Genomic DNA, 22,687 nt, shown 5'->3' on the forward strand with positions numbered 1-22,687 from the left:
AAGCGGCCCGCCCCCGGATGGGAACGGGCCGCTTCGTCGTTCAGCTGTTCAGCCGGGTTCAGGCCTGCTCGGCAGGGGTCTCGGCATCCAGCGGGTCACCACCGGGCTGGGAATCGGCCTTGGGGGTGTTGACGGCGCGCTCGATCGCCTCGCCCACCTCCTGGTCGATGTTCTTCCAGTACTGGAAGGCACGAGAGAGGACCGGCTCCTGCACCGTGCTCAGCGAACCGGAGACCGTCTCCACCAGGCGCTCGCGCGCCGCGTCGTCGAAGACCTCGCGCACCAGGGTGTGGGCCTGGCCGAAGTCGTCGTCCTCCGGGTGCAGCGTGTAGGCCGAGCGCACCAGGGTGCCGTCGGCCTCCCAGCCGTTGTCCACCGGGCCCTGGGGTTCCTGCCAGGCACGTCCGTAGGAGTTCGGTGCGTATACCGGGGCGTCGCCCGAGTGGTGGTACTCCATGTTGCCCTCCTTGTCGTAGGAGTTCATGGGGACCACGGGGGCGTTGACCGGCAGCTGGTTGAAGTTGGTGCCGATGCGGTGGCGCTGCGCGTCCGGGTAGGAGAACACCCGGCCCAGCAGCATCTTGTCCGGGGACACCCCGGTGCCCGGCACGGTGTTCGAGGGGCTGAAGGCGGCCTGCTCGATCTGCGCGAAGTGGTTGACCGGGTTCTCCTTCAGGGTGAACCGGCCCACCTCGTGCAGCGGGTAGTCCGCGTGCGGCCACACCTTGGTGAGGTCGAAGGGGTTGAAGCGGTAGTCCTTCGCGTCCTCGTAGGGCATGATCTGCACGCTCATGGTCCAGGAGGGGTACTCGCCGCGCTCGATGGCCTCGAACAAGTCCCGACGGTGGTAGTCGGAGTCCTCACCGGCGAGGTGGCCCGCCTCCTCGTTGCTGAGGAACTGCATGCCCTGGTCGGTGTGGAAGTGGTACTTGACCCAGAACCTCTCACCGGCCTCGTTGACCCACAGGTAGGTGTGCGAGGAGTAGCCGTTCATGTGGCGCCAGGACTTGGGCAGGCCACGATCACCCATCAGGTAGGCCACCTGGTGGGCGGACTCCGGGGAGAGGGTCCAGAAGTCCCACTGCATGGTGTTGTCACGCAGCCCGGAATCAGGGGTGCGCTTCTGGGAGTGGATGAAGTCGGGGAACTTCATGGGGTCGCGCACGAAGAAGATCGGCGTGTTGTTGCCGACCATGTCGAAGTTGCCGTCCTCCGTGTAGAACTTCAGAGCGAAGCCGCGCACATCGCGCCAGGTGTCGGGCGAACCGAGCTCACCGGCCACGGTGGAGAAGCGGGCCAGCATGTTGGTCTTCGCACCGGGCTGGAGGAACTTGGCCTTGGTGTACTTCGAGACGTCCTGGGTGACCTCGAACTCGCCGAAGGCACCGGAGCCCTTGGCGTGGGGGCTGCGCTCCGGGACGCGCTCGCGGTCGAAGCGGGCCAGCTTCTCGACCAGGGCCACGTCGTGCAGCAGCAGCGGGCCGTCGGCACCGACGCTCAGGGAGTGCGCATCGGACTGGCGGGGCGCACCGGACTCGGTGGTGGAAGGCTTATTGGGATCGAACTGGGTCATTACTGCTCCTCGTGAAGTTGCGGGGTTCGGATGGTCGGGATGACGGTCGGGGTCACGGCCGGTGGAGTGCGCCGGCCACCGGGTCAGGTGCTCTCCCTGCAGGTCGAGCACAGTCCCCGGTAGACGACCTCGGCGATCTCGATGTCGAAGCCGAGATCGTCGTGGGGCGTCAGGCAGGGCGCGGCGCCGACGGCGCAGGGCACGTCCTCCAGGCGGCCGCAGCGGCGGCACACCAGGTGGTGGTGGTTGTCGTGGCGGTGCAGCTCGTAGCGGGTGCGGCGACCGTCCACGGGGACGCGGCGCAGCAGCTCGGCATCGGTGAGGGCGTGCAGCACGTCGTAGACGGCCTGCCGGGACACGGTGCCCAGCCGTTCACGGACGGCCTGGGCGACGCTCTCGGCATCGACGTGGGGGTGCCGCTCCACCACCTCGAGGGTGGCCAGGCGCGGCCCGGTGACCCGTAGACCGGCACCGCGCAGTGCAGCGGCGTGATGCGCTGCCTGATCGGTGGCGTGGTCGGTGGAGGTCATACCCCGACCCTAGCTCCTTATCTGGACCAGTTCAAGAAAACGGCTGGATCCATTCATCGACTGTTCACTACTGGGGATTCACATGATGGCGATGGCGAACACCCCACCCCCCTCCCCTCTAGTCTGGCCGGGTGACCAGCCGGGTCGCTCGCCCTTCCCCCGAGATCGCATCGGGCGCGCCCTTCAGCCACGCGCGCTCCGCTTCGATCCTGCTGGCCCTGCTGCTGATGGCGGCCTCGGTCCCGGTGGCCGCCGGGGAGAGCGCCCTGGCCGTGGTGATCGCCGCGGTGCTGAGCATCGCCGGCGGCCTCAGCCTGCGGTTCCCCCTTGCCGCCTGCACGATCATCGGCCTCACCTTCACCGTCGCGGTGGTGTCCGGCCCGGCCCACGTTGGGCCCGGCACCCTCGCCTCCACCGTGGCCATCGCCTCCACCGCGGCCCACGGTCGCCTGGTGGGCGCGATCCTGATGGCGCTGTGGCACGTGGGGGCCCTGACCACGATCTCCGTGACGCGCGGGGACCAGCCGGAGTACGTCGTCTCCGAACTGCTGCTGCTGATCGTGCTGCAGGGCGGGGCGGTGGTGGCGGGGACCTGGGGCAGGCGCCTGTTCGAGCGATCCGTGGCCGAACGGGCCCAGCGTCTGCACGACCTGTCCGAGCAGCGCCGCGCGATCGCCCGCGAACTGCACGACACCGGGGTGCGAGCCATGACGGAGGTGGTGATGCTCGCGGAGAACGGCGCCCTGCGGCCGGACGCCGCACCCGGCACGGCCCAGGAGTTCGGTCGCATCTCCAGCACCTCCCGCCAGGACTGGAAGGGGTGAGGGAACGGCTCGCCGCCGTGGGCGGCAGTCTGGAGGCCCGCAGCGAAGGCACCACTTTCCTCACCCGCATCGAGATACCCGGGGAGATTCGATGACCACTGTGATGATCTGCGACGACGACCCGATCGTGCGGGCCGCCCTGGCCTCGTACCTGGACCGGGAGAGCGACCTCTCCGTGGTGGCCGCCGTGGACTGCGCCGAACAGGCGCTGGAGGTGCTGGATGAACACAGCCCCGATGTGGTGCTGATGGACATCGCACTTCCCGGCCAGGACGGCCTGGAGGCCACTGCCCGGATCCGGGAGCAGCGTCCGCAGTCCTCCGTGCTGGTGCTGACCACCTTCGGGACCGACGAGCACCTTCGGGCGGCCCTGGCCGCCGGGGCCAGCGGCTTCCTGCTGAAGACCACGGCGGCAGCGGCACTGGTCGCGGCGGTGCGGGCAGCGGCTTCCCATGCCGGCACCGTGATCACCCCTGAGCTGGCGCACCAGATGGCGGGCGAGCAGCCGGCCGATGCCGCCGGCGCCCTGGTCGACGCGGAGGCGATCGCGCAGCTCGGGCTCATCGAGCGGGAGCAGGAGGTGCTGGTGCTGCTGCGCCAGGCGGAGTCCAACGCCGGGATCGCCGAGAAGCTCACCCTGTCGGAGTCCACCGTGAAGACCCACGTCTCCTCCCTGATGGCGAAGCTGGGCTGCTCCTCCCGCCTGCAGGTGGCGCTGACGGCCTTCGAACGAGGCCTGGCCACTCCCCCGCACCCGTGAGGGCACCGAAGGAGAAGGCCCGGCCCCCTTTGGGGGAACCGGGCCTGACCTGTGGTGATGTGGAGCCGCCTGCGAGAATCGAACTCGCGACCTATTCATTACGAGTGAATCGCTCTACCGACTGAGCTAAGGCGGCATGCCCTCCACCGGCACGGACCTGGTCGGTCCCCCGACAGGCAGGACCTGACGGGGCACAGGGCGGACCGGGCCACTCTATGGGACCCGTCGCGGACCGCGCAAAGCCGATGGACGTGCGCTTGGTCGCATCCGCGCCCGGGCCCCGCCTGCCCGACTCAGCCGCCGGAGGAGCAGGTCAGGCCGTCCTGCGGGGTGGTGCCCTCGAGCAGGTAGGCGTCCACCGCCTCCTCGATGCATCCGCCGGAGCGGCCGTAGGCGGTGTGGCCGTTGCCCTCGAAGGTCAGCAGCACGGCATCGTCCAGCTGCTCGGCCAGGCTCTGCGACCACCGGTAGGGCGTGGCGGGGTCGCCGGTGGTGCCGATGACCACGATGGGCCCCGCGCCCTCGGCGGAGATCGGGGCGGGCTCACGCAGGGGAGGCACCGGCCATTGGGCGCACATGGTGGCTCCGTAGCCCATGGACGGACCGAAGGTGGGGTACTCGGCGGCCAGGCGCTCGGCCTCCTTCGCCTGCCAGTCCTGGTCGGCGATACCGGGATGGTCCAGGCAGTTGATGGCGTTGATGGCGAACATGCCGTTGCCCTTGTAGCTGCCGTCGGGCTGGCGCTCGGAGGAGAGGTCGGCGATCTGCAGCAGGGCGCTGCCGTCTCCCTGCATCCCCTGGGCGAGGGCATCGCGCCCGACCTGCCAGAGCCCGTCCTCGTACATCAGCAGCAGCACGGCCGACTGGGCCAGCGAGACGGTGAGCGGGCGCTGCGGATCGGAGGTCTCCAACGGCTGCGCCTCGATGCTGTCGAAGAAGTTCTGCAGCTGCTGCTTGGCCTCGGCCGGCTCCCCCTTGAAGGGGCAGGAGTCGCCCTGGGCCAGGCAGTCCTCGAGGAAGGCGTCGGTGGCCAGTTCGAAGCCCTCCGCCTGCCCGGCGCTGATCTCGTCGAGCGTGGAGGAGGGGTCCAGGGCGGCGTCGAGCACGAACTTGCCCACCCGCTCGGGGTAGAGGTCGGCGTAGGTGGCTCCGAGGTAGGTGCCGTAGGAGTAGCCGAAGTAGTCGAGCTGCTCGGAGTCCACCGCTGCGCGCAGCACGTCCATGTCGCGGGCGGCGGAGTAGGTGTCGAGGTAGGGCAGCAGCTCACCGGAGTCCTGCTGGCAGCCCTCGGCGATGCGCTTCATCCACGCGAGTCCCTCCTCCAGGGGGTCCTCCGTGCCCATGTCCCCGGTGCCGGCCAGGTACTCGTCGGTCTCCTCGTCGCTGAGGCACTGGATGCCGGCCGAGCGGGCCACACCGCGGGGGTCGAAGCCGATGATGTCGTAGGCGTCCACCACCGGGCGGGAGAAGAGGAACGGGGCGGAGGCGGTGAAGTCCACGCCGGAGCCGCCCGGGCCGCCGGGGTTCAGGATCAGGGATCCGGTGCGGTTGCCGGAGGCGGCGTGCCGTGCGACGGCCAGGTCGATGTCCCCGGCCCCGGGGTCGTTCCACACCATGGGCACGGTGAGGGTGCCGCATTCCAGCTCGCTGCCGCCCTCCACGTCATCGCAGGGGCCCCAGGTGATGTCCTGCTCGTAGTAGGCGGCGTAGGCCGGGTCCTCGGCGGGGTCGGTGGGCAGGTCCTTCGCGGCGGAGGTGCCCAGCGTGGCGAGCTCCTGGCCGTCCCCGGAGGTCCCGTCGGTCGTGCCGTCGCCGCTTCCCGCGCCCCCGTTGTCGCTCTGCCCTGTCGACGGGGTCTCCCCGGGTCCCTGACCCTCCTGGGGTACGCAGCCCGCGACGACGAGCACAGCAGCCGCGGCCACGGCCGACAGGCGGGCCAGCGGGCGGCGGGTCGGCGGGCGATGGGCCGGCGACCGGCGGGGGGTGGATCCGAGGCGCATCGGTTCTCCTGTTCGGGCGGTCCGGAGCCCCCTGCCCACAGCAGGGAGCTCCGGTCATACTAGGTGCCCAGGCGCTGCTGGCGCCGTGCGGGCCGGCCGGTCATCCGATCTCGCGGCGGCTCCACCTCCAGGCCCCGAGGGCCAGTGGCAGCACCACCAGGATCAGCAGCGGAAGCACGTCGAAGGCCTCTGCCTGGCCGTCACCGAAGGCCACCGCTGCGGCCTGCAGGTCCACTGACCGCAGCACCCCGTCGAGGGTCTCCGATCCGGCCAGCATCGCGATCTGCCGGGAGGTGGAGACCACGAACGGGATGCCGATGGCGGCCAGCAGCCCCATCACGGTGGACTGGGTGAGCACACCCATCGCCACCGAGAAGGCGAGGGTGGCCAGCAGCGCAGTGACCTGCGTGGTCAGCACGCGATCCATGGAGGCGAAGTCGCTGCCGTCGCCGATGCTGCCGCCGATCCAGGTGGTGGCCATGGACAGCAGGACCGATCCAGCGATGATCGCGCCCACCACCATCAGGGTGGACAGCAGCTTGGAGGTCAGGACGCGAAGCCTGCCGGGTCGCTGCAGCAGGGTCACCTGGATGGAGCGGTCGCTCCACTCCCCCGCGGTCATCATCACGGCGATCACCGGGATGATCAGGCTCAACGGCAGGGACACGGCGATCACGGTGAGCTCCACGTCCACGGCCTCGTCGGGGAGCAGTCCGCCCTGCAGTAGGCCGCCGGCCACGGCGATCGCGGCCACGGCCAGGGCGGAGATCAGCACCACCGCCAGGCCGGCACGGGTGTCGAAGTAGCTGCGGATGTCGATGTCGGGTCTCATGACGGCCTCCTCAGGCGATCGTGGCCGGGATGCGGTCGGCCGGTGCGGGGTGGGACGGGGAGTCGGGGCCGGGCAGGCCTGGGGCCCGCCGCCCGGGAAGGGTGGCATCGGGCTGCGCCTCGGCAGCACCGGTGAGGGAGAAGAAGACCTCCTCGAGGCCGCCGGACTCGGCCACCCCCAGGGAGGTCAGCACGATCTGCTCGCGCAGGGCCAGGCGCCCCATGTCGGCCGGTGCCAGTTCCGCGTCGACCAGACCGTCGAGCCGCGCGACGTGGGGCACCTCCTCGCGCTGGAGCGCTGCGAGCAGTGCCTGGGGCTGCTCGGCACCCACGCGGGTGCCGCGGGTGGTGGTGAGCTCCTCGAGGGTGCCCTCGCGCACCAGGCGGCCCTGGTTGATCACCACCAGGCGGTCCACGGTGGCCTGCACCTCTCGCAGCTGGTGGCTGGACAGCAGCACGGTGCCGCCGGAGTCGGCGAAGGAGCGCAGCAGGCGGCGCATCCAGCGGATCCCCTCGGGGTCCAGGCCGTTGGCGGGTTCGTCCAGCACGAGCACCTTGGGTTCGCCGATGAGGGCTACCCCGATGCCGAGCCGCTGCCGCATGCCGTAGGAGTAGCCGCCGACCCGCTTGCGGGCGGCGTCGGCCAGGCCCACGCGCTCCAGGATCTCCTCGGCGCGACCGGCGGGCATCCGCAGGGTGCGCTCGGCCAGCCGCAGGGTCTCCAGGCCGGTGCGGCCGCGGCCGAGGGCTGTCGCATCGAGCATCACGCCCATGGTGCGGGCGGGATTCTCGAGGTCGACGAAGCGCCGACCGCCGACCAGGGCCTCGCCGGCATCGGCCTGGGCGAGCGAGGTGAGGATGCGCAGGGTGGTGGACTTGCCGGCCCCGTTCGGACCGAGGAAGCCGGTCACGGTGCCGGGCTCGCAGGTGAAGGTGAGGTCGTCGACGACGGTGCGGGTGCCGTATCGCTTGGTCACCCCTCGCACCTCGATCGCCATCCCCTCGGGATGAGTACGTCCCGGTATGGCGGGAGGTGCCGCGCGATGGGTCGGCGTCGAGTGCGAGATGGGCTGCTGGGTGGGGGTCGGCTGCTGGCTCATGGTGGACCGTCCTGCCTGGTGGATGTGGTTTCTCGATGTGGTTCGGGAGATGCCTCCACCTTCCTCCAGCGGGCTGCACCGCCGGAACCGTCGGCGGGATCGAGGCGCAGCGACGTTGGTCGCCGTGGTGCGCAGCGCAGCCTTCGACCATCGATGCGGGCCCAGCGTCGAAGGTCGACCCTGGGGAGGGCTCATGCGGGGCTACAGTGACGGCGTGGATGACCTGGGACAGCCGGTGCGGCGCAGATGGCAGGAAGCTCTGATCCTCCTGGCCGTCGCCGCCGATTCCGCCTTCCTGGGGCTCATCGCAGACGGGGACCCCTGGGTGATCGCCCAGACGGTGGCCACAGCGCTGCTGGGTGCCGCTCTGCTGGCGCGGCACCGGCACTGGCGGTGGCTGCTGCCGCTGCTGCTCGTGCTCGGAGCGCTGACCGGCTCGATCGTGGTCCCGATCGTCTCCCTGTATTGCTTCGCCACCCGCAGCACCCACCGTCTCGTCACCGTCCTGGTGGGCCTGCTGGGGGTGGTGGCGCTCGCCCTGCCGTCGCTGGACAGCCTGCTGCCGGAGCGGATCACGCAGGCGATCCTGCTGATCTTCTTCGTGGTGGCGGCCACGGTGGCCGTGGGCATGTACACCCAGGCGCGCCGTCAGCTGCTGGCACAGTTCCAGCGCCGAGCCATGGACGCCGAGCAGGGGCAGACCGAGGCCGAGGACCGTGCCCGTCGGGCAGAGCGCACGCGCATCGCCCGCGAGATGCACGACATCGTGGCCCACAAGATCTCCCTGGTGGCCCTGCAGGCGGGCGCGCTGGAGGTGAACCCGAACCTGGACCGGGCGCAGGTGGTGGAGTCGGTGGGGCTGATCAGACAGACGGCCACCACCGCCCTGTCGGAACTGCGGGAGGTGCTCGGCGTGCTGCGCAGCGAGGACGAGGGCGCACCGCTGGCCCCCCAGCCCACCTGGGGGGACGTGCGCGACCTGGTGATCACGTCCCAGTCGGCGGGGATCGCGGTGGAACTGTTCGACTTCATCGACGACCCCGTGCCGGACACGATGGCGCGCACTGCCTACCGGGTGGTGCAGGAGGGCCTGACCAACATCCACAAGCACGCCCGGCACACCAAGGCCCGGGTGGCGCTGATCGGCGAGCCGGGGACCGACCTGGTGATCGAGGTCAGTAATGTTCTTCCCGTGGGGTTCACCACGGATCTCCCGGGGGCGAGGATGGGACTGTCGGGAATCGAGACCCGCGTCCTGCACGCCGGGGGGTCGATCACGTCGGGCCCCACCGACGACGGACGTTTCGAAGTGAAAGCGGTGATCCCATGGCCGACGACGGCGTGACTCGCGTAGCGCTGGTGGACGACGACTCCCTGGTGCGGGCAGGCCTGGCGATGATCCTGGGGGCCGACCCGGGCATCGAGGTGGTGTGCCAGGGCGGGGACGGTTCCGAGGCCGTGCCGCTGGTGCAGAAGCACCGCCCCGACGTGCTGCTGATGGACGTGCGCATGCCCGGCCTGGACGGCATCGCCGCGACCAAGGCCGTCACTTCCCAGCCGAACCCCCCGCGGATCATCATGCTCACCACGTTCGACATGGACGAGTACGTGTTCCGGGCGCTCGAGGCCGGGGCCAGCGGGTTCCTGCTGAAGGACACCCCGCCGCAGGACCTGATCCGGGCGGTGCACGTGGTGGCCGGCGGCGATGCGATGCTCTCCCCCACCATCACCCGGCGGATGCTCTCGCACTTCTCCGATGCGAACCCCGGCACCCGCCAGGACAAACACCCTGGACTGGACCAGCTCACCGAGCGGGAGACGGAGGTCCTCGGCGCCGTGGGTGCGGGACTGTCCAACACCCAGATCGGGATGCGGCTGTTCATGAGCGAAGCCACCGTGAAGGCCCATGTCTCGAAGATCTTCGCCAAGCTGGACTGCACCAACAGGGTGCAGATCGCGATCATCGCCCATGAGGCGGGCCTGACGGACATCGACCATGCGCCTGCCTGAGCCGGTCTGAGCGGTCCGCCCTACACAGCGCTGCAACAGCAATGCCCCCGACGGGACCCGTCGGGGGCATTGCACAACTGGTACCCCCAACGGGATTCGAACCCGTGTCGCCGGCGTGAAAGGCCGGTGTCCTGGGCCACTAGACGATGGGGGCCCTGGGCACAGAATGCACGTCCGGAAGCATACCCGCCCTGGATCAGCCCGCGCGAACGCAGCGATGAGGGTGCGGCGCATCCGACATCGACCATCGACGCGAGCCCGCACTCCCGCAGCTCCCTCGCGCCACCTGTACCCCGCACCAGCCCCCGCCGTGGTTCGATGGGGCGCATGGTCCACATCAGTCGCGCCGAGTTCGAGGAAGCGGTGGACGACGCCCTGGACTCCCTCCCCGATGAGATCGCCGAGGCGATCGCCCGCTCCAACGTGGCAATCCTGGTGGAGGAGGAACCGGATCCTCAACCGGACGGCACCGAGCTGCTGGGCCTGTACGAGGGCATCCCCCTGGATCACCGCAGCGTGTTCGACGGCTACGCGCAGCCGGATCGCATCTTCGTGTATCGAGGCCCGCTGCAGCGTGTGAGCGGAACTCGCGAGGAACTGGTGGAGCAGATCGCGGTGACCGTGCTGCATGAGCTGGGGCACCTTTTCGGCATCAGCGACGCGCGGCTCCACGAGCTCGGCTGGGCCTGAGACCGCCACCCGTCAGGTGCGAGCGGGCTCACAGCCGCAACGTTCGCGAGGACCGAAAACCTCCGGTAGAGTTGTCCAGGTCGATCAGGGAGAACCACTGAAGTGGGGTTCGAGATCGGCGGTCAGGCCCTGTAGCTCAGTTGGTTAGAGTGCCGCCCTGTCACGGCGGAGGTCGCCGGTTCAAGCCCGGTCAGGGTCGCCCCCTCGCGAAGGCCCCGGAGTTCAGCTCCGGGGCCTTCGCCGTTCCCACGTCATGCACGCCCCGGGCCTCGTGGTGTGCCTCTCACCGCCGCGTACGGGTTGGGAGCAGTGCCTGCGCACTGCTACCCTGGTCCTCGGCCGCTTCACGGCGGTCACGGCTCTGTAGCTCAGTTGGTAGAGCGTTCGACTGAAAATCGAAAGGTCACCGGATCGACGCCGGTCGGAGCCACCACCGAAGCCCCCGCCCCACGGCGGGGGCTTCTCGCATCCTGGCCCAGCGGCCCCGGCACCGCCGCCCCCAGCACGTCCCGATCTTCCGGCCCGTCGCCATCCCCCGGCCCGTCGCGATCTCCCGGCCCGTCGCGACCTCCACGCACCTCGCCCCGCGAGTTCCCGCGTACGCCAGTCAACGCACGGATCCCCGCCGTACAGTGTGACCTGCGCCCCGGACACCCACCGGGCGCCCATCGACACCCTTCTGGAGGACGACACCGATGTCTGCCGAGAACCCGGACCTTGCCATCGCCCAGGCCGCGACCCTGGAGCCGATCCAGGACATCGCCGATCGCGCGGGCATCCCCGCCGAGGCGCTGATCCCCTACGGCTCCTACAAGGCGAAGGTCGACATCCGGAAGGTCCCCCAGGGCCAGGGCAGCTCGAAGCTGGTGCTGGTCTCGGCCATGTCCCCCACGCCCGCAGGTGAGGGGAAATCGACCACCACCGTGGGGCTCGCCGATGCCTTCACGCAGAAGGGCAAGCGCACCATGGTGGCGCTGCGCGAACCGGCCCTGGGCCCGATCATGGGCATCAAGGGCGGCGCCACTGGCGGCGGCTACGCCCAGGTGGTGCCGATGGAGGACATCAACCTCCACTTCACCGGTGACTTCCACGCCATCCAGATCGCCAACAACACCCTCGCCGCACTGGTGGACAACCACATCCATCAGGGCAACCAGCTGAACATCGATCCGCGCCGCATCCAGTGGAAGCGCGTGGTGGACGTCAACGACCGCGCCCTGCGGCAGACGGTCATCGGCCTGGGCGGTCCCGCCCAGGGCGTGCCGCGCGAGGACGGCTTCGACATCGTGGTGGCCTCCGAGATCATGGCCATCCTGTGTCTTGCCACCGACCTGGCGGACCTCTCCCGCCGCATCGGCGACATCGTGGTGGGCTTCACCTACGGCCGCGAGCCGGTCACTGTGCGCGACCTCAAGGTGGAGGGTGCGATCACGATGCTGCTCAAGGACGCACTGATGCCGAACCTGGTGCAGACCCTGGGCGGCACCCCTGCCCTGGTGCACGGCGGCCCCTTCGCCAACATCGCCCACGGCTGCAACTCGCTGACCGCCACGCGCCTGGCGCTGTCCCTGGCCGACATCACCGTCACCGAGGCCGGCTTCGGCTCCGACCTGGGCGCCGAGAAGTTCCTGGACATCAAGGCCCGCTTCGGCGACCTGCGGCCCGACGCGGCTGTGGTGGTGGCCACCGTACGCGCGCTGAAGATGCACGGCGGTGTGGCCAAGGACGACCTGTCCAACGAGGACATCGACGCGGCTCTGAAGGGCACCGAGAACCTGGCCCGCCACGTCCAGAACCTGCGCAAGTTCGGCATCGAGCCGGTGATTGAATATTCGCCTCGCTGGGGTCCGCTGATCGAGGGTTCGGGTGCCACGTCGCTGCCGTAGCGGTGGCGTCGTTCGGGACCACCAGTGGTGTCGTTGGGGCCGCTCTGTCTACGCTCCTTCCGCCGTGTGTATAGGGCACGCGGCGGAAGGAGCAATCTGGAATGGTACGGAAGATCAGGGCGAAGCTGGTGCTCCAGCTGCGCGCAGAAGGTCTGTCGGGGCGAGCGATTTCGTCCTCGCAGGGCATGTCCCGCAAGTCCGTGAGGGCGGTGTTCGAGGCCGCTGACGCTGCAGGGATCGGGTGGGGCGATATCGCGGACGTCGCCGATGAGCAGGTGTATGCCCGGTTGTTCCCGGGCCGGGGCGAGCACGAGAGCGTGTTCGCACAGCCGGACTGGGAACAGGTCCATCGAGAGATGGCCAGGGTCGGCGTGACGCTGAAGCTGTTGCACGGCGAGTACTTCGACGCGACCACGGCGGCTGGGGATCCGGCGATGGGGTATGACCGGTTTTGCCGCACCTACCAGCACCACGTCATGGTCACCGGTGCCGCTTCGAGAGTCGGTCACAAGGCCGGCCAGAGCGTGGAGGTCGACTGGTCCGGCCCCACGATGGAGCTGGCCGATCCGGTCACCGGCGAGGTCTCGAAGGTGTTCTTGTTCGTTGCCTGCCTGCCTTTTTCTCGTTACGCGTTCTGCTTCCCGGCGCTGGATATGCGCCAGGAGTCCTGGCTGCGAGCGCACGTAGCGATGTTCGAGGCGCTGGGCGGGACGGTCCCGAGGATCGTTCCGGACAACCTCAAGACCGGTGTGGTGAAGCACCCCCGCGAGGGCGAGATCGTCCTGAACGATGCGTATCGCGAGATGGCAGCGCATTACTCGGCGGCGGTGCTCCCGGGGAGGGTGCGGAAACCGAAAGACAAGGCGAGCGTGGAGAACACCGTCGCGCACGTCGCGACCTGGGTCATCGCCGGGCTGCGGGATCAGCGATTCACGTCCCTGCCCGAACTTGCAGCCGCCATCGGGCAGCGGATGGAGGCCTATAACGCGGAGCCGTTCCAGAAGCGGCCCGGATCCCGCGCCAGCGTGTTCGACGCGGAGGAGCGGCCGCTGCTGACGCCGCTGCCGGCGGTGCCCTACGAGATCTCGACATGGCACTACGGACGACGAGTGGGCAGGAACGGGCACGTCACGTTCGCGCGGAACTTCTACTCCGCGCCGTTCGCGCACATCGGCGCGAAGGTCGATCTGCGCATCACGGCCCGGACGCTGGAGATCTATCAGGGCAGCCAGCGACTGACCAGTCACCTGCTGCTCCCGGAGACCGCGAGCAATGAGTACCGCACCAACGACGCGGACCTACCTGCGGGCGAGCGTTTCCAGGCCTGGGACGCGCAGAGGGTGCGGGCGTGGGCAGATCGGGTCGGGCCGGCCACGGTGATCGTGATCCAGCGGATCTTCGAGTCCGTGCCGATCGTGGAACAGGGCCTGGATCCCGCGTTGGCGGTGCTACGGCTCTCTCGCCGCTTCTCCGTAGATCGGGTCGAGGCGGCCTGCGCACTCGCGCTGACGGGACGGGTCCGTTCACCGCGCTATGCGCATCTGCACCCGATCTTGGCCACCGGGCAGGACAAGGTCGCCGCCCTGCGTCCACCCCGCGAGGAACCCGCGGAAGACGGCGGATACGTCCGTGGCGCCGACTACTACGCCGGAGGTGTCCGGTGAGCGTGATCGATAACGACACGAAGCGGAAGCTGCGCGAGATGGGCGCGACCGCGCTGCTGGACGCGATCGATGCCCAGGATGAGGCTCACGTGCTGGGGATGTCGTTCCAGGAACGGCTCCAGCTGATCGTGGACGAGGCGCATTCCATCTTCAATCATGGAAAGGTCGAGGGTCTGATCCGCCGGGCGGGGCTGCGTTATCCCGGAGCGGACCTGCGGCGGCTGGATCTGGTCGAGGAACGGGGACTGAACCGGAACGTGATCGCGCAACTGGCAACCTGCTCCTTCATCCAGCGGCAACAGAACGTGGTCTTCCAGGGCTTCACCGGCTCAGGGAAGTCCTACCTCGGCTGCGCGCTGGCGAAGCAGGCCTGCCAGCACCGGCTCCGAGCCCACTACATCCGAATGCCCGACCTCGAAGAGGCCTGGGCCCTGGCAAAGGACAAGCCGCAGGGCCAGACGAAGTTCCTGCGGAAGTACTCCACGTTCTCGCTGCTGGTGATCGACGAGTGGCTGCTGGACCATCCTGACGAGGGAATGCGTTCGATGCTGCTGGAACTGCTCGAGCGCCGCTATGACACCGGCTCGACCGTGTTCTGCACCCAGTACCCGAAGAAGGACTGGCACGCCCGGCTCGGTGGAGCAGTCCACGCCGATGCGATCATGGACCGCATCGTGCACAACACAATCTGGATCGACACCGGCGACAGGAACATGCGAGAACACACCGCACTGCCCCAGTGACCCGATGCCGGCGGGAGCCAGTGGTCCCCACCGCGGCGGCTACTGGCCCCCGTCGGCACGATCGGCGGTCCCCAAGAGCAAGATTCGGTGGCTCCCACGACTACGAATACTCAGGTGATCGCCCTGAACCGCTTCCCCACCGACACCGAGGCCGAGCTGGATGCCGTGCTGGAATGGGCGAAGGAGCAGGGCTTCCGGGCGGCACTGTCCGAGGTGTGGGCCAAGGGCGGCGAGGGCGGTCTCGCTGTGGCCGACGAAGTGCTGGCCGCCTTCGAGGACGGCTCCGAGTTCCACCACCTCTACGACCCGGAGGCCGGGGTCGAGGAGTCCCTGCGCACCCTGGCCCGTGAGATCTACGGGGCCGACGACGTGGTCTTCTCCGACAAGGCCCCTGCCGCGCTGCGCACCCTGAAGAAGAACCGCTGGGACAAGCTCCCAGTGTGTGTCGCGAAGACCCAGTACTCCTTCTCCGATGATCCCAAGGCGCTCGGGGCACCCACCGGGCACGTGCTGCACGTGCGCGACCTGGTGCCGCGCATCGGCGCCGGCTTCGTGGTGGCCCTGACCGGGTCGATCATGACGATGCCGGGCCTGCCCAAGGAGCCCGCCGCACTGCGCATGGGCGTGAACGAGGACGGGGAGGCCTTCGGCCTGTTCTGATCCTGTAGCGCTCGTACTGGTCGCGTTCCAGTCGCCACCGCCACCGAGCCGTGGTTCTTGGGACTTATCCCGCCGGATACCCCCCAAGAACCACGGCTCGGTGCATGAGCGGGGCGTGGGGGGGGACGTGACTGGCGCGGGATGAACGGGGCTGAGGGACGGCCGGTGCGCGGGCGCGGGATGAACGGGGGTGAGGGACGGCAGGTGCGCGGGCGCAGGATGAACGGGTGAGGGACGGCAGGTGCGCGGGCGCAGGATGAACGGGTGAGGGCTGGGGCCGGGCAGGCTGCCGGTCAGCGACGGTCGCGCTCGGCGACCTCCTCGGCCTCCCGCTCGGTCTCGTCGGCGAGGTCCACGTCCAGGCTGTCGTCGTCGGACTCGGCGGTACCGGCCTCCGGCTCCCCCCAGTTCGGCAGGGTGAGGTCGGAGCCCTCCGAGGAGGTCTCCACGACGTTCTCGGGAAAGCGGTCCTCCTCGCCGGAGAGGCCCTGATGGTCGTCGTCCCCCTCGTCGATGAAGCCGTCCTCGTCGTCGTCCTCATCGTCCTCCGCCGCCAGGCGCGGGGTGAGGTCGTCCACGGCGTACTGGCCTCCGCGCACGAAGCCGCGACGGAACGCGGCACGGCCCACCATCGCGCTGGCGACCGGCACGGTCGTCATCTGAGCCAGCATCACCACCAGCATCATCGCGGCCAGCGCCCAGGAGCCCGCGGCGATGGCGGCACCGGCCAGCACCAGCATCAGGCCGAGGGTCTGCGGCTTGGAAGCGGCGTGGATACGGGTGAGCACGTCGTTGAACCTGTTCAGGCCGACGGCGGCGACCACGGCGAGCACGGTCCCGGCGATGATCAGCACGCTGGCGAGGATCTCGGCGATGGTCATCGCTGCCCCTCCTCACGGTCTGCGGGGAAATCCTCGGTTCCGGCATCCCCAGCTGCGGCATCCGAAGCGGAGGGCTCGCCGGTGCCCGATTCCTCGATGTCCAGATCTTCCCCTGCGCGGTCACCCGAGCCGGCAGCGGTCGCGTCGTCCACACCGAAGGTCCCCCGCTCGGGATGCTCCGCCGTCGCCATCATGTGGTTCTCGGGGCCGCCGTCGCCGCGGTGCAGGTGCACTGCTTCCAGAGGGCCGCTGGTGGTGTCGGGCTCCTCGCTGTGCCGCCGCATCTCCCGCTGACCGGCCGCGACCTCACGGGCCACGAAGCGGGCGAAGGTGACGGTGCTGATGAACGCGAGCCCCGTCATGGCCAGCATCGCGGGGCCGGCCCACCCGGCGCCGGTGTGCGCGGTGTACAGGGCCATCGCCATCACCACCAGCACCACCAGCACGTCGTTGGAGACGGCGCGGTCCAGGATGGTGGGGCCCACGATCATCCGGTACACCACCGACACGCTGGTCACGGCCAGCACGGCGCCGCACACCAGCAGCACGATCTCGAACGGCGTCATCGCAGCCCCGCCTCCTCGAGGATCTCGCGGCGGGCCATGGCCCACAGCAGGCGCTCCTCCTGCTCGAGCACCCGCTGGCGGGCCTGCTCGGCCTGCTCCTCGTCCTCCGCGCCGATCACGTGCAGGAACAGGGTGCCGGTGGCGCGCTGCGCCTCCACGACCACCGAACCGGGGATCAGGGTGGACAGCATGCCGGTGCCCGTGAGGAACAGGTCGGAGCGGGAACGCAGCTTCACCGCGATCACGGAGTTCAGCGGCTGCGGGGCGGGCCGGATCGAGTACCAAGCCACCTCGATCGCGGACTTCACCATGTCGAACAGGAACACGCCCACGAAGTACACGAAGCGCAGGGGGCGAATGGTGATCTCGTGCCCGGTGGGCGGCATCGGGAACAGCACGAAAACGATGGTGGCCGCGAGGATGCCACCCAGCACGTTCTTGGCGTCGACCCCACCCCAGAGCATGCACCAGAAGATCACCGAGACCAGCAGGCCCACCCAGTTTTTGGGCAGGTCCAGGAAGCGGCGCTTCATCACTCCACCACCTTCTGGCCCTCGGAGCCGATGTGGTAGACGAGCTGGTCGGCCGCTTCGTCACCGAGCACGGCGCTGACGTAGGGCTTGCGCTCCAGCACGGCCTCGGCGGCCTCGTCGGCGTAGCGCATGATGGGGCCGGCGAAGACGGTCAGGGCGATCGAGAAGGCCACCATGGCGCTGGTGGCGCCGATCATCACCTTCGGCATCGGCTTGTCGTTCTCCAGGACGTCCTGATCGGGCTCCTGCCAGAACGCACGGTTCCAGATCTTGGCGATCGCGTACAGGGTGAGCAGGCTGGTGAGCACGCTGACCACGATCAGGATCCACGCGGCGGTGCTGTCGTACTCGATGCCGGCCTGGATCAGGCCCACCTTGCCGATGAAGCCGGAGAACGGCGGGATGCCGGCCAGGTTCATCGCGGGGATGAAGAACAGGATCGCGATCACGGGGGCGAGCTTCGCCAGCCCGCCCAGGCGGATCAGGTTGGTGGTGCCGCCCCGGTGCTCGATCAGCCCGGCTGCCAGGAACATCGTGGACTGCACGGTGATGTGGTGGGCCACGTAGTAGATGGTGGCGGCCATGCCCAGCTTGGTGGTCAGGCCGATGCCGAACAGCATGTAGCCCATGTGGGAGACCAGGGTGAAGGACAGCACTCGCTTGAGGTCCGTCTGCGCAACCGCACCGAAGATGCCGATCATCAGGCTCAGCCCGGCGGCGGCCAGCAGCAGGTTGGAGATCTGCGAGGCGGGGAACAGCAGAGTCTCCAGGCGCAGGATCGCGTAGATGCCCACCTTGGTCAGCAGGCCCGCGAACACGGCGGTCACCGGCGCGGGAGCGGTGGGGTACGAGTCCGGCAGCCAGGCGCTCAGCGGGAATATTGCGGCCTTGATCGCGAACGCCACCAGCAGCACCAGCTCCAGGGCCATCCGGGTGCCCGGCTCCAGCATGTCCAGCCGCACCGCCAGCTCGGCCATGTTCACGGTGCCCACCGCGGCGTAGATGAACGCGATGCCGGACAGGAAGATCACCGAGCTGAGCAGCGAGACGATCACGTACGTCGTGGCGGCTCTGATCCGGGACGCGGAACCGCCCAAGGTCAGCAGCACATAGCTGGCCGAGAGCAGCACCTCGAAGCCCACGTACAGGTTGAACAGGTCGCCGGCGAGGAACGCCATGGACACGCCCGCCACCAGCGCCAGGTAGGTGGGGTGGTAGATCGCCACCGGTGTGCGGGCGGTGTTCTCACTGACCGACTGGGCGCTTGAGTAGATCAGCACCGCGAAGGTGACGAAGGTGGAGACCACCAGCATCAGCGCCGTGAGCCTGTCTGCCACCAGCACGATCCCCAGCTGCGGGGTCCAGTTGCCGATCTGGAGCACCAGCACGCTCTCGGCGTTGACGTAGTAGGCCAGCACCAGGGCCACGGTGAAGTTCACCAGCAGCGTCAGGATGGTCACCCCCAGCTGGATCCGCAGGTGGTGGCGCAGCAGCAGGGTGACCGCGGCGCCGCCCAGGGGCAGCAGCACGGGAAGGGCCAGCAGCAGTTCCATGCTCATGGCTTCTCCTTCCCGTCGTCGCGTCCGTCATGGTGCCCGGCGTCGTACTGGTCGTGGCCGCCGCCGGGGCTGGCGTCGGCATCGGTGACCGGTCCGGTGCCCGGGATGGTGGTCACGCCTCCGGAGGCAGGGGGCAGGTGGTCGTCGTCGGCCGGATGATCGCGGGGCGTCTCCAGGCCGGCGTGCGCATACGGCGCTTCATCGGCATCCGTGACGGCCGAGGACTGGTGCGAGGCCGCTCGGCTCTCCGGGGGCCGCTCGGCCCCCGGTCCCGGTTCGGATCCCGGGGCCCGTCCGGTCCGCTTGCCGGCGTCGGCGCGGGCGGCGCGCTCGGGCCGGGCTGGGCGGGCTTCGCCCTCGTCGGCCTCGGTGTGGTCCTGGGGGACGTCCTCGGCGCTGGTGAGGTCCGAGCCCAGCGAGTCGTCCTCCTCGGCGGGCGCGAAGCCCTGGGAATGCATGAGGGCGCCGCGGCGCGACTCCTCGGTGAGGGCCTGCGCCCAGGGCAGCTTCTCCTCCCCGGCGCGACGCCGGCTGCGGCGCAGCACGCGGCGGTCCTCCACGTCATCGGGGACCTCGTCGTGGCCGAACAGCTGCCAGGCGCGGTAGGCCAGGGCCATGCCGAAGGCCGTCACGCCCATGGAGATCACGATGGCGGTGAGCACCATCGCGAACGGCAACGGGTCGCTCATCTCGGACGGGTCGGCGGTGCCCTCGAACGGGGGCTTGCCGGGCGGGCCGGCGGCCACCACGAACAGCAGGTTCACGCCGTTGGAGAGCAGCAGGAAGCCGAGGATGATGCGAGTCAGGGTGCGCTCGAGCACCAGGTACACGCCGCAGGCGATCAGCACCCCGGCGGTGAGCAGCAGCGCGAGACTAACGGACATCGTTCTCCACCTCCTGCTGCTGGTCGATCTGGGCGCCCAGGGAGCGCAGGAAGTCCAGCAGCACGCCCACCACCACGAGGTACACGCCGATGTCGAAGATCAGGGCGCTGGGGAACTCCAGCTCGCCGAGCACCGGCACATGGACCACGGGGGTGGCGGTGGCGAAGATCGTGCCGCCGAACAGCAGGGGCAGCACGGAGGCGGACACGGCGATGGCCATGCCCAGGCCCAGCACGAAGCCAGCCTGGACGGGGGCGGCCTCGGCCAGCTCGTAGCGGCCACCGGCGAGGTACCGCAGGGCCAGGCCCAGGCCTGCCACGAGACCGCCGGCGAATCCGCCGCCGGGGTGGTTGTGCCCGGCCATCAGCAGGTACACGGAGAACAGCATGATCAGCGGGAACGCGACGCGGGTGACGACCTCGAGGATCACCATGCGGCGCTCCGGGGCCAGGGTCAGCCCGGCCGAGAGCCAGGTGCGCCAGCGGTTCGAGCCGGTGACCTCGTCGGGGCGGGCATCGAAGTTCAGGGCGTTCTGCGGCAGCGGGGCATCGGCCCGGCGGCGCCAGATGGAGGTGCCGCCGTCGAGGTCGCGCACCCGGGAGATGCCCTGCTCGCGGCGGGTCACGAAGATCAGGGAGGCGACGCCGGTGGCCACCACCAGCAGCACGCCGATCTCGCCCATGGTGTCCCACACGCGGGCGTCCACCAGGGCCACGTTGACCACGTTGTGGCCGCCGCCGATCTCGTAGGCGGGTTCGATCAGCTCGGGGCCCAGCGGGGCGGTGTAGCGGGCGTCGGCGGCGTAGAGCGCGCCGCCGCACAGCACCACCGCGGTGGAGATGGCGATCGCCCAGCGGCCCACGGCACCGATCCGCAGGGGGCGGCGGGAGAAGTGAATGGGCAGGCGTCGCAGCACCAGCACCAGCACCACGGTCAGGGCGGTCTCCACCAGCACCTGCGTGGTGGCCACGTCCACCGCGCCCGCGGCGAGGAACAGGAGGGCCACGGCGAAGCCGGTCACGGAGATCAAGAACACGGCCCGCAGGCGGCGGCGGGAGCGGGCGGCACCGATCGCGGCGGCCACGGCCGCCGGCAGCACCAGCACCTCGACGGGGTGGTGGAACAGCACCAGGTTGTCCGGCAGCGGCGAGGTGGCCACGGTGACCGGGGAGGCCAGCAGGATCAGCACCAGCAGCATCGTGCCCAGGGTGTAGGGCAGCGAACCGCGCTGGAACAGGGGCGTGACGACCACGGCGAGCTTATCGATCCAGCGCATGAGCCGGCGGAACCCGCGCTCGGCGTCCACCCAGTCCTCGATGCCGTCGCGCCCCCAGGTCGTCGGGGACACGATCTCCTGGAAGCGCTCCAGGGGGCGGGCCAGCACGCACAGCAGCGCGCCCAGTCCCAGGGTGAGGGCGGACAGAAGCAGCGGGACGCCCAGGTGCGGGATGACCACCAGGTGGATGCCCTTGCCCTCGGCGGGCAGGCCCGCGCTGAAGCTGCCGGCCACCTTCTCGATCCCGGTGGCGGCGAAGGACAGGGCCACGCTGCCCACGGCGATCACTGCGGGCGGCAGCCAGTACAGGGGCGAGATCTCGGGGGTGGCAACACGGGGTGCGCCGGGGGCGCGACCGAAGGCGCCGCGCACGAAGCGCCAGGAGTAGGCGACGGTGAGGATCGAGCCGGCCACCAGGGAGATCAACAGGGCGCGCTGCCAGGAGCCGCCCTCCCACAGTGCCGCGTAGATGCCCTCCTTGGCGACGAACCCGAACAGCGGCGGGACCGCGGCCATGGAGGCGGCTGAGACGGTGCCGATGATCGCCACCACGGGGGCGGCGCGGCCCACGCCGGAGAGCATCCGCAGGTCACGGGTGCCGAACTTCTTGTCGATGATTCCGACCACCATGAACAGGGGCGCCTTGAACACGGAGTGGGCGATCAGCATGGCGATGCCGGCCAGCACGGCGTCGTCGGTGGCCAGGCCCGAGACGGCCGCCAGGAAGCCGAGCTGGGAGACGGTGCCGTAGGCCAGCAGCAGTTTGATGTCGGTCTGCCGCAGGGCCCGCCAGCCGCCCAGCAGCATCGTGGCCGCACCGAACACGGCGATGATGATGCTGATGGACTCGTTGGGCGCGATCGCCGGGGACAGGCGCAGGATCAGGTAGATGCCGGCCTTCACCATCGCCGCGGCGTGCAGGTAGGCCGAGACGGGGGTGGGGGCGGCCATCGCCCCGGGCAGCCAGAAGTGGGTGGGCACCAGGGCTGACTTCGACAGCGCCCCGGCCAGCACCAGCAGCATCGCCACGATCAGGAAGGGGCCGGCGTCGGCCCAGATGTCCGAGGCCATGATCCCGGAGAGGCGCAAGGTGCCGGCAGCGCGGGCGAACATCAGCAGCCCCACCAGCATCGCCAGTCCCCCGGCGGTGGTTGAGATCAGGGCGTTCATCGCCGCACGGCGCGAGGACTGCTTGTCCTGGTAGTGACCGATCAGCAGGTAGGAGAAGACGGTGGTGAGCTCCCAGAAGGTGTAGAGCACCATCACGTCGTCGGCCAGGACCAGGCCCACCATCGCACCCGCGAAGGCGGTGAGGACCCCGGCGAAGCGCCCCAGGCCCGGCTCGGTGTCCTTGAAGTAGCGGGCGCAGTACAGCAGCACCAGCGCGCCGATGGCGGTGGCGATCATCGCCATCACCCAGCTCAGCGGGTCCAGGCGGAACGCCAGGTCGATCCCGAAGGCCGGGATCCACGGCACGCTCACCTCACGGGGAGCGTCGGCCAGGGTGAGGGGGTCGATGGTGGCCAGCCACACCGCGGAACCGGCCGGCACCAGTGCCAGCAGGTAGAAGGCGTTGCGCCCCAACGCACGCACCAGGAGCGGTCCCACGAGCGCCGCCGCCAGATGGGCGAGGAGCATCGTGTACACGCGGTCTCCGTCCGGGGTGTTGGGGAAGGGGTGCAAGGAAGGGGAGGGCAGTCGGCCGTGAACATTCTAC

19 protein-coding genes, 4 tRNA genes and 1 pseudogene are annotated in these 22,687 nt (G+C 69.6%); 11 read left to right on the forward strand and 13 right to left on the reverse strand.

Annotation, left to right across the window (positions count from 1 at the left end; translation table 11 throughout):
- Positions 1–58 precede the first annotated feature (58 nt).
- A complete protein-coding gene (locus tag JOD52_RS13010) occupies positions 59–1,573 on the reverse strand; it encodes a catalase (RefSeq protein ID WP_204410416.1) in 1,515 nt (504 codons plus the stop codon).
- 83 nt (positions 1,574–1,656) lie between these two features.
- On the reverse strand, positions 1,657–2,103 hold the full coding sequence (locus JOD52_RS13015; protein ID WP_204410418.1) for a Fur family transcriptional regulator: 447 nt from the start codon (positions 2,101–2,103) through the stop codon (positions 1,657–1,659).
- A 131-nt stretch (positions 2,104–2,234) separates the two neighbouring features.
- Between JOD52_RS13015 and JOD52_RS17555 the strand changes: the two genes are divergently transcribed.
- Positions 2,235–2,927 (forward strand): sensor histidine kinase, encoded by a 693-nt coding sequence (locus JOD52_RS17555; protein WP_204410420.1) that lies wholly within the window; start codon positions 2,235–2,237, stop codon positions 2,925–2,927.
- Positions 2,928–3,018: 91 nt separating this feature from the next.
- Positions 3,019–3,687, forward strand: a complete 669-nt coding sequence (locus tag JOD52_RS13025; protein WP_204410422.1) for a response regulator transcription factor — start codon at positions 3,019–3,021, stop codon at positions 3,685–3,687.
- Between the two features lie 60 nt (positions 3,688–3,747).
- Here the strand turns inward: JOD52_RS13025 and JOD52_RS13030 are convergent.
- The 4 genes from JOD52_RS13030 to JOD52_RS13045 all read right to left on the reverse strand — a co-directional run bounded on the left by JOD52_RS13030 (position 3,748) and on the right by JOD52_RS13045 (position 7,516).
- Positions 3,748–3,823 (reverse strand) — tRNA-Thr (locus tag JOD52_RS13030).
- 157 nt (positions 3,824–3,980) lie between these two features.
- On the reverse strand, positions 3,981–5,687 hold the full coding sequence (locus JOD52_RS13035) for an alpha/beta hydrolase (RefSeq protein WP_204410424.1): 1,707 nt from the start codon (positions 5,685–5,687) through the stop codon (positions 3,981–3,983).
- Between the two features lie 100 nt (positions 5,688–5,787).
- On the reverse strand, positions 5,788–6,519 hold the full coding sequence (locus tag JOD52_RS13040) for an ABC transporter permease (protein WP_204410425.1): 732 nt from the start codon (positions 6,517–6,519) through the stop codon (positions 5,788–5,790).
- 10 nt (positions 6,520–6,529) lie between these two features.
- A complete protein-coding gene (locus JOD52_RS13045) occupies positions 6,530–7,516 on the reverse strand; it encodes an ATP-binding cassette domain-containing protein (RefSeq protein ID WP_204410427.1) in 987 nt (328 codons plus the stop codon).
- A gap of 316 nt (positions 7,517–7,832) precedes the next feature.
- On the opposite strand from JOD52_RS13045, the gene JOD52_RS13050 reads away from it, so the two are divergent.
- Both JOD52_RS13050 and JOD52_RS13055 read left to right on the forward strand, forming a co-directional pair.
- Positions 7,833–8,963, forward strand: a complete 1,131-nt coding sequence (locus tag JOD52_RS13050) for a sensor histidine kinase (protein WP_338124096.1) — start codon at positions 7,833–7,835, stop codon at positions 8,961–8,963.
- Entirely contained in the window at positions 8,945–9,628 is a 684-nt protein-coding gene (locus tag JOD52_RS13055; RefSeq protein ID WP_204410431.1) for a response regulator, read from the forward strand. The genes JOD52_RS13050 and JOD52_RS13055 overlap by 19 nt, the downstream gene beginning before the upstream one ends.
- A gap of 78 nt (positions 9,629–9,706) precedes the next feature.
- Here the strand turns inward: JOD52_RS13055 and JOD52_RS13060 are convergent.
- Positions 9,707–9,782 (reverse strand) — tRNA-Glu (locus JOD52_RS13060).
- A gap of 173 nt (positions 9,783–9,955) precedes the next feature.
- On the opposite strand from JOD52_RS13060, the gene JOD52_RS13065 reads away from it, so the two are divergent.
- The 7 genes and pseudogenes from JOD52_RS13065 to JOD52_RS13095 all read left to right on the forward strand — a co-directional run bounded on the left by JOD52_RS13065 (position 9,956) and on the right by JOD52_RS13095 (position 15,271).
- Positions 9,956–10,318, forward strand: coding sequence for a metallopeptidase family protein (locus JOD52_RS13065; protein WP_017824398.1), 363 nt, complete (start codon positions 9,956–9,958; stop codon positions 10,316–10,318).
- 125 nt (positions 10,319–10,443) lie between these two features.
- Positions 10,444–10,517 (forward strand) — tRNA-Asp (locus tag JOD52_RS13070).
- 158 nt (positions 10,518–10,675) lie between these two features.
- Positions 10,676–10,751 (forward strand) — tRNA-Phe (locus tag JOD52_RS13075).
- A 262-nt stretch (positions 10,752–11,013) separates the two neighbouring features.
- Positions 11,014–12,144, forward strand: a pseudogene (locus JOD52_RS13080) (formate--tetrahydrofolate ligase); the annotation flags it as partial.
- Between the two features lie 161 nt (positions 12,145–12,305).
- The gene (istA, locus tag JOD52_RS13085; RefSeq protein WP_204408388.1) at positions 12,306–13,868 is read left to right on the forward strand and encodes an IS21 family transposase; all 1,563 of its coding nucleotides are present in this window, start codon (positions 12,306–12,308) and stop codon (positions 13,866–13,868) included.
- Positions 13,865–14,611, forward strand: a complete 747-nt coding sequence (locus tag JOD52_RS13090) for an ATP-binding protein (RefSeq protein ID WP_338124028.1) — start codon at positions 13,865–13,867, stop codon at positions 14,609–14,611. Before istA ends, JOD52_RS13090 begins: the two co-directional genes overlap by 4 nt.
- A 114-nt stretch (positions 14,612–14,725) precedes the next feature.
- A complete protein-coding gene (locus JOD52_RS13095; protein ID WP_338124097.1) occupies positions 14,726–15,271 on the forward strand; it encodes a formate--tetrahydrofolate ligase in 546 nt (181 codons plus the stop codon).
- Between the two features lie 293 nt (positions 15,272–15,564).
- Here the strand turns inward: JOD52_RS13095 and mnhG are convergent, their stop codons facing one another.
- The 6 genes from mnhG to JOD52_RS13125 are packed head-to-tail and all read right to left on the reverse strand — an operon-like array spanning position 15,565 to position 22,608.
- The gene (mnhG, locus tag JOD52_RS13100) at positions 15,565–16,152 is read right to left on the reverse strand and encodes a monovalent cation/H(+) antiporter subunit G (protein WP_204410433.1); all 588 of its coding nucleotides are present in this window, start codon (positions 16,150–16,152) and stop codon (positions 15,565–15,567) included.
- Complete coding sequence (locus JOD52_RS13105; protein ID WP_017824395.1) at positions 16,149–16,718, reverse strand: MrpF/PhaF family protein; 570 nt, start codon at positions 16,716–16,718, stop codon at positions 16,149–16,151. The genes mnhG and JOD52_RS13105 overlap by 4 nt, the downstream gene beginning before the upstream one ends.
- Positions 16,715–17,251, reverse strand: a complete 537-nt coding sequence (locus tag JOD52_RS13110) for a Na+/H+ antiporter subunit E (protein ID WP_017824394.1) — start codon at positions 17,249–17,251, stop codon at positions 16,715–16,717. The genes JOD52_RS13105 and JOD52_RS13110 overlap by 4 nt, the downstream gene beginning before the upstream one ends.
- Positions 17,251–18,810 carry a Na+/H+ antiporter subunit D gene (locus JOD52_RS13115; RefSeq protein ID WP_017824393.1) on the reverse strand — a complete coding sequence of 520 codons (1,560 nt, stop codon included), beginning with the start codon at positions 18,808–18,810 and terminating at the stop codon, positions 17,251–17,253. The genes JOD52_RS13110 and JOD52_RS13115 overlap by 1 nt, the downstream gene beginning before the upstream one ends.
- On the reverse strand, positions 18,807–19,694 hold the full coding sequence (locus JOD52_RS17775) for a Na(+)/H(+) antiporter subunit C (RefSeq protein ID WP_017824392.1): 888 nt from the start codon (positions 19,692–19,694) through the stop codon (positions 18,807–18,809). Before JOD52_RS17775 ends, JOD52_RS13115 begins: the two co-directional genes overlap by 4 nt.
- The gene (locus JOD52_RS13125; protein ID WP_204411709.1) at positions 19,684–22,608 is read right to left on the reverse strand and encodes a Na+/H+ antiporter subunit A; all 2,925 of its coding nucleotides are present in this window, start codon (positions 22,606–22,608) and stop codon (positions 19,684–19,686) included. Before JOD52_RS13125 ends, JOD52_RS17775 begins: the two co-directional genes overlap by 11 nt.
- Positions 22,609–22,687: the final 79 nt, after the last annotated feature.

Origin of the sequence: Brachybacterium muris, assembly GCF_016907455.1 — a bacterium.
GTDB classification, from domain to species: domain Bacteria; phylum Actinomycetota; class Actinomycetes; order Actinomycetales; family Dermabacteraceae; genus Brachybacterium; species Brachybacterium muris.